The organism is Ramlibacter sp., from assembly GCF_028291745.1.
Taxonomy (GTDB): Bacteria; Pseudomonadota; Gammaproteobacteria; order Burkholderiales; family Burkholderiaceae_C; genus Ramlibacter.
The window spans coordinates 1-9,539 of record NZ_JAQGNQ010000073.1; the positions used below are offsets into that span (position 1 = coordinate 1).

Sequence of the window (9,539 nt, forward strand, 5' to 3'; positions counted from 1 at the left end):
TTCTTCGCGTGGGCCGCAAGACCGGCCAGCGCAGGTCTGCCCGATCGCGTTCACGCGATCGGGACGCCACCCCGCGGGCCCGCACCGCACAGCGTCTTGCGCGACCGCCCTGGTGCTCGCAGCGGAAGTGGACCACGGCCAGGCAGCAATGCTGCGGGATTCCGGACAGCAGTAGGTCGAGCCCGGGATGACATCCACCACACCCAGGGCCCATACACTCCACGCATGAAAGCCGCGGACATCGAGCCCTTCTTCGCCACCCTCAAGGCCGCCAACCCCATGCCGGTGAGCGAGCTCGAATACAGCACCGTGTTCGAACTGCTGGCGGCCGTGTTGCTGTCGGCGCAGGCCACCGATGCCGGGGTGAACAAGGCGACGCGGCGGCTGTTCCATGTCGCCAACACGCCGCAGGCCATCCTGGCGCTGGGCGAAGAAGGCCTCAAGGAATACATCAAGACGATCGGCCTGTATCGCATGAAGGCCAAGCATCTGATCGAGACCTGCCGCATCCTGGTGGAGCAGCATGGCGGCAAGGTGCCACGCGAGCGTGAGGCGCTGGAGGCGCTGCCGGGCGTCGGCCGCAAGACGGCCAACGTGGTGCTCAACGTCGCCTTCGGCGAAGACGCGATGGCGGTGGACACGCATATCTTCCGCGTCAGCAACCGCACCGGCCTCGCCCCCGGCAAGACGCCGCTGGAAGTGGAGCAGCGCCTGATGGAGCGCGTGCCCCGGGCCTACCTGCAGGACGCGCACCACTGGCTCATCCTGCATGGCCGCTATGTGTGCGTGGCCCGACTGCCCAAGTGCTGGCAATGCGCGGTGGCGCGCTGGTGCGACTACCAGCCGAAGACACCGCCTCCCGCCGTCCGCGCCTGAGCCTCGCAGCCTGCCCGCCGATGTCACAATCGCCGGCAGCAAGCAAAGAGGCCGGCATGGACGAAACGGAATTGAAGGAGATGCTCGACGTGCACACGCAGAGCATCCAGGGCCTGGTCGAAAACCAGATGATGCTCGCCGCGCAGGTCCAGGTGCTGCAGGCGGCATTGGCCACCATGCTGCTGCACCACCCGGACCGCGGCACGCTGCTGCGCAGCTTCAAGGGCTACATGAAGATTTCCAAGGAATCGACGCCGCAACTGTCGCGGCACATGGAAGCCCTCGAAGGCGGCATGCTCGCCCTGCTGGGGCAGGGCACGGAGCCGGAGAAGGGCTGAGGAGACCCGGGCGCCTTCTCACAGGCGGGCACTGGTATCGGTAGTACCGAGTCCGCCCCACCCGCCCCCCAGCCCCTGGATCAACGCGACCACCGCGAGCTGGCGGTCGATCTCCGCCTGCACGAGAGCGCGGCGGGCGGCCAAGGCGTTCTGCTGGGCGGTGATCACGTCCGTGTAGTTGATCTGGCCTACCTGGTAGCGGTTCAGCGTCTGCTGCTCCACCAGGTCGGCAGCGCGGCTCGCTTCGAGCCGCAGGCCCTGCTGCCCGCGCAGCGTGCGCAGCGCCACGAGCTGGTCCTCGATGTCCTGGAAGGCGGTCAGCACCACCTGGCGATAGCGGGCAGCCGCCTGGTTCAGGGAGGCGCGTGCCTGCTCGACCCGGGCCGTCGTTGCGCCGGCGTCGAACAGGGTCTGGGCGACGCTGCTGCCGACGGCCCACGCCAGGCTGGAAGCCCGGAACAGATTGCCGAAGGTGCTCGCCGCCGAGCTGATCGAGCCCGTGAGGTTGAAGCTCGGGAAATAGCCGGCGCGCTGCACGCCGATCTGCAGGTTGGCCTGTGCGACCTGGCGCTCCGCGCTGGCGATGTCCGGGCGCCGCTGCAAGAGCGTCGAGGGCATCTCCTCGGGGACCCCGGGGACCTGCACCGACCACTTCGGATCCGCCGCCAGGGCGAAGTTTGCGGGCGCCTTGCCCACCAGCACGGCAATCGCATGTTCAAAGGTGGCGCGCTGGCGCTCCAGCGTCAGCAGGTCGGCCTGGCTGCTGGCGAGTTGGCTCTCCGCCTGCAGCACGTCGGTGCGCGCCACCACGCCGGCTTCGTAGCGGTTGCGCGTGATCTGCAGGCTGCGCTGGAAGCCGGCAATGGTCTGCCGCTGCAGCCCGATCGCCACATCGGTCTGGCGCAGGTTGAAGTAGTCGGTGGCCAGTTCCCCTTGCGCCGCCAGCCGGGCCGAAGCGATGTCGGCCTCGGCGCCCTGCTGGCTTGCCTGCGCGCTTTCGACGGCCAGGTGCAGCCGGCCGAACACATCCGGCTCCCAGCTGGCGCCGATGTTGAACTGGTAGCTGCGCGTAGTGGAGCGGTCCGGGCCGCCGGTGATGTTGTGGCTGGAGTTCAGGTTCACCTGCGGGAACAGGGCAGCCCGCTGCTCGCGCGTGATCGCCCGCGCCAGCGCATAGGCCGCCAGCGCAGCGGCGACGTTCTGGTTGCTGAAGTCGACCTGCGAGGCCAGGTCGTTCAGCACCGGGTCGTCGAACAGCGTCCACCAGTCGCCGCGATCCAGGGCATCGGCCGGCGCTCCGGGCACCCAGGCGCCGCTGCCTTCCTTGAAGGCAATCGGGGTGTCGACGACCGGCACCTGGTAAGGCGGCGCGAGGTTGACGCAGCCAGTCAGCAGGATCAGGAGCGCGAGGCTCGCGGTGCGCAGGGGGGGAAGGCTCGTTCTTTTCATTCTCGGGTCAGATCGTTTGCAGCTCATCGCCATGGCGTCCCAGGAGGCGCTCGTTCGGGCTGCGGCGGCGCAGCTTGTCCATCAGCAGGTAGACCACCGGCGTGGTGAGCAGGGTCACCACCTGGCTGGCGATCAGGCCGCCGATGATCGCGATGCCCAGAGGCTGGCGCAGTTCCGCGCCCTCGCCGAAGCCGATGGCCAGCGGCACGGCACCGAGAATGGCGGCCAGCGTCGTCATCAGGATCGGGCGAAAGCGCAGCAGGCAGGCTTCGCGCACCGCCTCGTACGGCGGCAGGCCGCGCGAGCGCTCGGCATCGAGCGCGAAGTCGATGATCAGGATGGCGTTCTTCTTGACGATGCCGATCAGCAGGAACAGGCCGATCAGCGCCATGATGGAGAACTCCATGTGGAACATCAGCAGGGCCAGCACCGCGCCGATGCCGGCCGACGGCAGCGTCGACAGCACCGTGATCGGGTGCACCAGGCTTTCGTACAGCACCCCCAGCACGATGTAGATCACGACGATCGCAGCCAGGATCAACAGCGGCTGCTGCTGGTTGGTCTCCTGCGCCTGGCGCGCCGTCCCCTGGAAGGTGCCGCGCACGTTGATCGGCATGTGGATCTCGTCCTCCGCCGCGCGCACCGCTTGCTGGCTTTGCGCCAGCGTGGCGCCCTGGGCCAGGTTGAACGAGATGGTCGCGGCGAGCTCGGCGTCCTGGTGGTTCACGGAGGTAGCGGCCGGGCGCTCCGAGAAGTGCGCGATCGCCGACAGCGGCACCATGCTGGCCGCGGTGGTGCCCACGGCATTGCCGGTGGAAGCGTCGCGCAGGGAGAGGTTGGCCGAGGTGCCGGAGCTGCTGCCGCTCGTGCTGCTGGTGGTGGTGGTGGTCCCGCCCGCGCTGCCGGTGTTGGGGGCCGGGGCGGTCGTGCCGGTGCCCGTGCTGCCCGCCGTCGCGGCGCTCGTGCCCGTGCTGGTCGTCGTGGCAGTATTCGTCGCGGTCAAGGTGCTGGCCAGGACGGTCGCGGCCCCGGTGTTGAGCGCCGGCACGTACACGCTCTTGAGCGCCTCGGGACTGCCGATGTAGCGCGGGGCGAGCTGCATGATCACCTTGTACTGGTTCAGCTCCTCGTAGATGGTGGCCACCTGGCGCTGCCCGAAGGCGTCGTACAGCGCGTTGTCGACGGTGCGCGAGTTGATGCCCATGCGCGAGGCCGTGTCGCGGTCGACGTCGACAAAGGTCTCGATGCCGTTCTCCTGCAGGTCGCTGTCCAGGTCGATCAGCGCGGACTGGTGCTTCATGGCCTCCATCAGCCGGTTGCCCCACAACTTGAGGTCGGCGACGTTGTCGCTCTTGAGCGTGTACTGGTAGGTGCTGTTGCTGGAGCGGCCGCCCATGCGCACGTCCTGCACCGGGTTCAGGAACAGGCTCACGCCGGTCACGCGGGCGAGCTGCGGCCGCAGGCGTGCGATCACCGCCTGGCCGCGCGGTGCGTTCGAGCCGCCGCGCTTGAGCGTCATGAAGAGGAAGCCGCCGCCCGCGCGCGAGCCGCCCGTGAAGGCCACCACCGTGTCGACCGCCGGGTCGGCCCGGATGATGTCCACCAGCTGCCGCAGCTTGTCCTGCATCTGCTGGAAGGAGATGCTCTGGTCGGCCCGGATGCCGCCGTTGATCTGCCCCGTGTCCTGCTGCGGGAAGAAGCCCTTGGGAATGCGGACGAACAGGAATGCATTGAGCCCGATCACCAGCACCAGCATCAGCAGCACGAGCCATTGCGCGGACAGCGCCCAGTCGAGGCTCAGCTCGTAGAAGCGATGCACCCGGGCGAAGCCGGATTCGAACCAGCGCGCCACGCGGTTGGGCGGCTTCTCGTGCGCGTCGCGCTTCAGGAGCCACGCGCACATCATCGGCGTGGCGGTGAGCGACAGCAGCAGCGAGATCATCACCGCGGCCGAGAGCGACACCGCGAACTCGCGGAACAGCCGGCCGACCTGGCCGCCCATGAACAGCAGCGGAATGAAGACGGCGACCAGCGAGATGCTGATCGACAGCACCGTGAAGCCCACCTCGCGGGCGCCCAGCAAGGCCGCCTCGAAGCGGTCCATGCCCTGCTCGATGTGCCGCGCCGTGTTCTCCAGCACCACGATCGCGTCGTCGACCACGAAGCCGGTGGCCACCGTGAGCGCCATCAGCGACAGGTTGTTCAGCGAGAAGCCCAGGAGGTACATGATGCCCAGCGTGCCGAGCAAGGAAACGATCGTGGCCACCGCGGGGATGAAGGTCGCGCGGGCGCTGCGCAGGAAGACGCTCACCACCAGCACCACCAGGATGATCGCGATGAACAGCGTCAGCTCCACCTCGTGCAGCGAGGAGCGGATGGAGAACGTGCGGTCCGAGGCGACCTCGATCGCGATGTCCTTGGGGATCGACGCCTGCAGCTCGGGCAGCAGTGCGCGCACCGCGTCGACCGTGTCGATCACGTTGGCGCCCGGCTGCAGCGTGACCAGCACGACGACCGCGGGCCGGCCGTTGAACAGGCCCATGGTGTTGATGTTCTCGACGCCGTCGCTCAGCTCCGCGACGTCCGACAGGCGCACCGCGGCGCCGTTGCGCCAGGCGATCACCAGGTCGCGGTAGTCCGAGGCGGTCCTGCCCTTGTTCGGCATCTCCGCGGTGCCGGTGTAGATCTGCAGGCGGTTGCCGCGCACCGTGACATCCCCCTTGGGCCGGTTGGCGGTGCCCGCCTGCACCGCCGCCCGCACGTCTTCCATCGCGATGCCGTAGCGATTGAGCGAGAACGGGACCAGGTCGATCCGCACCGCCGGCTGCGAGCCGCCCCCGAGCTCCACGTCGCCGACGCCGGGGACCTGCGCGATCTTCTGCTGGACGATGTTGTTGACGACGTCATAGATCTGCCCCGGCGTGCGCGAGGGCGAGGTCAGCGCCAGGATGATCACCGGCGCCGCCGACGGGTTGGCCTTGCGGTAGGTCGGGTTGCTGCGCAGCGTGGCCGGCAGGTCGGCCCGGGTCGCATTGATCGCGGCCTGCACCTCGCGCGCCGCGGCGTCGATGTCGCGATTGAGGTCGAACTGCAGCGTCACGCGCGTGCTGCCGTTGCCGCTGTTCGAAGTCACTTCGTTGACGCCGGCGATCACGCCCAGCCGCCGCTCCAGCGGTGTCGCCACGCTGCTGGCCATGGTCTGCGGGCTGGCGCCCGGCAGGTTGGCCGACACCGAGATCACCGGATAGTCCACCTGCGGCAGCGAAGCCACCGGCAGCAGGAAGAAGGCCGCGACGCCGGCCATGGCGATCCAGATGGTGAGCAGCACCGTGCCCACGGGCCGGCGCACGAAGGGCGAGGAGAGGTTCATGCCGGCGCCTCGCTCACTCGCCGCCGGCCGGGCCGCCCTCGCCCGCGGTGGGCGGCAGGTAGCCGGCGCGTTCGTCCTTGGGCGGATTGAGCGGGGCGCCGTGGCCTTCGGCCGGCGTGGTGCGCCGCGCGCGCTTGCGCCAGCGGTTGCCCAGGCTGTCGAAGCCGAGATAGATCACCGGCGTGGTGAACAGCGTGAGCAGCTGGCTGACGATCAGCCCGCCGAAGATCGCGATGCCCAGGGGCCGCCGCAGCTCCGCGCCCTGCCCGAAGCTGAGCATCAGCGGGACCGCCGCGAACAGCGCTGCCAGCGTCGTCATCAGGATCGGGCGAAAGCGCAGCAGCGCCGCCTGGTGGATCGCCTCGCGCGGCGACTTGCCCTGCACGCGTTCGGCCTCCAGCGCGAAGTCGATCATCATGATCGCGTTCTTCTTGACGATGCCGATCAGCAGGATGATGCCGATGATGCCGATCACGCCCAGCCCGTTGCCGGAGAGCATCAGGGCGAGCAGCGCGCCGACGCCGGCCGAGGGCAGCGTCGAGAGGATCGTCAGCGGATGCACGTAGCTTTCGTACAGCACGCCCAGCACGATGTAGACGCAGACCACCGCCGCGAGGATCAGCCACAGCTGGTTGGACAGCGAGGTCTCGTACGCGCCCGCCGCGCCCAGGAAGGTCACCGTCACGGTAGGCGGCAGGTTCAGCTCCGTCAGCGCGGTGTGGATGGTGTCCACCGCGGTGCCCAGCGCCACGCCCGGCGCCGTGTTGAAGCCGATGGTGGAAGCCGGGTACTGCGCCACGTGCGTGATCTGCAGGGGCGCGCGCCGCTCGCTGATGTGCGCCACGGCGGTCAGCGGCACCGGATCGCCGGTGCTGCTGAGCAACTGGATGTTGGAGAGGTCGCTGATGTCCGGCAGCTGGTCGGTGCGCGCCTCCAGGATCACCCGGTACTGGTTGGTCTCGGTGAAGATCGTGGAGACGATGCGCTGGCCGAACGCGCTGTACAGGGCCTCGTCGATCGTGGTCGAGGCGATGCCCAGGCGCGCGGCGGTGCTGCGGTCGACGTCGACGTACAGCGCCGCGCCGGTGGCGCCCGAGTCCGTCGTCACGTCGGTCACCCCCTTCTCGTGCGAGAGGCGGTCGACGATGCGCTGCGCGTACTCGTCGACCGCAACGGGATCGGAGCCTTCCACGGACATGCGGTACAGCGTCGGCCCGGTTTCGGACTCGATGGTCAGGTCCTGCACCGGCTGCAGGTACAGCTTCGCGCCGGCCACCTGCTCGCCCGCGTGGCGCAGGCGGTCCATCAGGCTCTGCAGGTTGCCATGCGAGTCCTTCAGGTTGACCAGCATGCTGCCGTTGTTCAGCATCGTGTTGTTGGCGGCATCGACGCCGACGAAGCTGGCGATCGACTGCACCGAGCCGTCCTGCATCATGCGCTGGGCCACGTCCTGCTGCAGCTGCGCCATGCGGCCGTACGAGATCGACTGCGCCGCTTCCACGCGCACCTGCAACTGGCCGGTGTCCTGGACCGGGAACAGGGTCTTGGGAATGGCCATGTACAGCAGCACGGTGAACAGCAGCGTGCCCAGCGCCACCAGCAGCGTGAGCTTCTGGCGCTCCAGCACCCAGGTGAGCGCGCCGTCGTATTTGTTGACGACCCGGTCGAACTGACGCTGCACCCGCGCGCCGAAGCCATGTTCCGGCGGCTTGAGCGAGCCGACCATGCGCGCCGTCATCATCGGCACCAGCGTCAGCGACACGACCGCGGAGATCAGGATGGTGATCGACAGCGTCACCGCGAATTCGCGGAACAGCCGGCCGATCACCTCGCTCATGAACAGCAGCGGGATCAGCACGGCGATCAGCGAGACCGTCAGCGAAATGATGGTGAAGCCGATCTCCGCCGCGCCTTTCAGGGCGGCCTCCATCGGCGGGTCGCCGTTCTCCATGTGGCGCGCGATGTTCTCGATCATCACGATGGCATCGTCGACCACGAAGCCGGTCGCGATGGTCAGCGACATCAGCGACAGGTTGTTCAGGCTGTAGCCCAGGAGGTACATGGCGCCGCAGGTGCCGATCAGCGAGATCGGCACCGACAGGCTGGCCACCAGCGTGGCGCGCGGGCTGTGCAGGAAGAAGAAGATCACCAGCACGACCAGCAGCACCGCGAGCACCAGCTCCATCTCCACGTGCTCCACCGAGGCGCGGATGCCGGTGGTGCGGTCGGCCAGCACCGTGACCTGCACCGAGCCGGGCAGGCCCGCGGTCAACTGCGGCAGGCGCTGCTTGATCGCGTCAACCGTGGCGATCACGTTGGCGCCCGGCTGGCGCTGCACGTTGAGGATGATGGCCGGCTCCTGCTTGCCGCCCTCGGCGGCCCAGGCGCCGAGCTTCACGTTCTCGGCGCTTTCCACCACCTTGGCGACATCGCTCAGGCGCACCGGCGCGCCGTTCTTGAAGGCGACCACCAGGTTGCCGTAGTCCTGCGCGGTGAGCAGTTGGTCGTTGGAGTTGATGGTGTACGAGCGGGTCGGACCGTCGATGCTGCCCTTGGCGGCATTGGCGTTGGCCGCGGTGATCGCGGTGCGCAGCGTGTCGATGGAGGTGCCGATCGCGGCCAGTGCCTGCGTGTCGGCCTGGACGCGGACGGCCGGACGCTGTCCGCCGGCCAGCGTGACGAGGCCGACGCCGCTGACCTGGCTGATCTTGAGCGCGAGCTGCGTGTCGACGATGTTGCGCACCTCGGTGAGCGGCAGCGTCGAGGAGGTGATCGCCAGCGTCAGCACCGGCGCGTCGGCCGGGTTCACCTTGGCATAGGTCGGAGGCGCCGGCAGGTCGGCCGGCAACAGCGAGGCGCCGGCATTGATCGCGGCCTGCACCTGCTGCTCGGCGACGTCGAGCGCCAGGCCGAGCGTGAACTGCAGCGTGACGATGGAGACCCCGGCCGCGCTGGTGGACCCCATGCGCGAGAGCCCCGGCATCTGGCCGAACTGTCGCTCGAGCGGCGCGGTGACGGTCTGCGACATCACCTCGGGACTGGCGCCCGGATACAGCGTCTGCACCTGGATGGTCGGGTAATCGACCTGCGGCAGCGCGGACAGCGGCAACAGCTTCAGGCCAAGCAGGCCCGCCAGCACGATCGCCACCATCAGCAGCGAGGTGGCCACCGGCCGCAGGATGAAGGGACGTGATGGACTCATTGCGCCTGCTGCTGCCCGCTGGCCGCAGCGCGTGCCGCCTGCCGTTCCTTGCGCCGCTGGTCGCGCTCTTCGGGCGTGAGCTTCTGGAACTCGGCCACGCGGGCGGCGCGCTGTTCCGGCGTGAGGTTCTGCCCGCGGTTGCCGGCATCGCCCTGCCCGATCCCCGCGCTCGCGTCACCGCTTGTGCCTGCGTTCGTGCCGGCCGGGCCATTGGCGCCCATCGCGGCAGGCGCGGTGCGCCCGGCCACGCTGTTCGCGCCCGCCGCCCCGGGGCCCTGCCGAGGCGTGGCCCGGGCGGCCGAGG

The 9,539-nt window shown here is 69.0% G+C and carries 5 protein-coding genes and 1 pseudogene; 2 read left to right on the plus strand and 4 right to left on the minus strand.

The window, feature by feature from the left end; all coding sequences use genetic code 11:
- The first annotated feature begins 225 nt into the window (after nt 1-225).
- Together nth and JWP60_RS13835 are read left to right on the plus strand one after the other, a co-directional pair.
- Entirely contained in the window at nt 226-876 is a 651-nt protein-coding gene (gene nth, locus JWP60_RS13830; RefSeq protein WP_299792185.1) for an endonuclease III, read from the plus strand.
- Nucleotides 877-932: 56 nt separating this feature from the next.
- Nucleotides 933-1,214 carry a hypothetical protein gene (locus JWP60_RS13835; protein ID WP_299792187.1) on the plus strand — a complete coding sequence of 94 codons (282 nt, stop codon included), beginning with the start codon at nt 933-935 and terminating at the stop codon, nt 1,212-1,214.
- Between the two features lie 18 nt (nt 1,215-1,232).
- On the opposite strand, the gene JWP60_RS13840 is transcribed toward JWP60_RS13835, so the two are convergent.
- The 4 genes and pseudogenes from JWP60_RS13840 to JWP60_RS13855 all read right to left on the minus strand — a co-directional run.
- Nucleotides 1,233-2,663: an efflux transporter outer membrane subunit gene (locus JWP60_RS13840; RefSeq protein WP_299792190.1), complete on the minus strand. Its 1,431-nt coding sequence runs from the start codon at nt 2,661-2,663 to the stop codon at nt 1,233-1,235.
- 7 nt (nt 2,664-2,670) lie between these two features.
- Nucleotides 2,671-6,033 (minus strand): efflux RND transporter permease subunit, encoded by a 3,363-nt coding sequence (locus JWP60_RS13845; RefSeq protein ID WP_299792193.1) that lies wholly within the window; start codon nt 6,031-6,033, stop codon nt 2,671-2,673.
- A gap of 13 nt (nt 6,034-6,046) precedes the next feature.
- Nucleotides 6,047-9,235, minus strand: coding sequence for an efflux RND transporter permease subunit (locus JWP60_RS13850; protein ID WP_299792196.1), 3,189 nt, complete (start codon nt 9,233-9,235; stop codon nt 6,047-6,049).
- Nucleotides 9,232-9,539 (minus strand): annotated as a pseudogene (locus JWP60_RS13855) (hypothetical protein); the annotation flags it as partial. The pseudogene JWP60_RS13855 and the gene JWP60_RS13850, both read right to left, overlap by 4 nt.

Excerpts from the sequence above, each read along its gene's own strand:
- nth (WP_299792185.1), top strand. The coding sequence starts at position 226 with ATGAAAGCCGCGGACATCGAGCCCTTCTTCGCCACCCTCAAGGCCGCC.
- JWP60_RS13835 (WP_299792187.1), top strand. The coding sequence starts at position 933 with ATGGACGAAACGGAATTGAAGGAGATGCTCGACGTGCACACGCAGAGC.
- JWP60_RS13840 (WP_299792190.1), bottom strand. The coding sequence starts at position 2,663 with ATGAAAAGAACGAGCCTTCCCCCCCTGCGCACCGCGAGCCTCGCGCTC.
- JWP60_RS13845 (WP_299792193.1), bottom strand. The coding sequence starts at position 6,033 with ATGAACCTCTCCTCGCCCTTCGTGCGCCGGCCCGTGGGCACGGTGCTG.
- JWP60_RS13850 (WP_299792196.1), bottom strand. The coding sequence starts at position 9,235 with ATGAGTCCATCACGTCCCTTCATCCTGCGGCCGGTGGCCACCTCGCTG.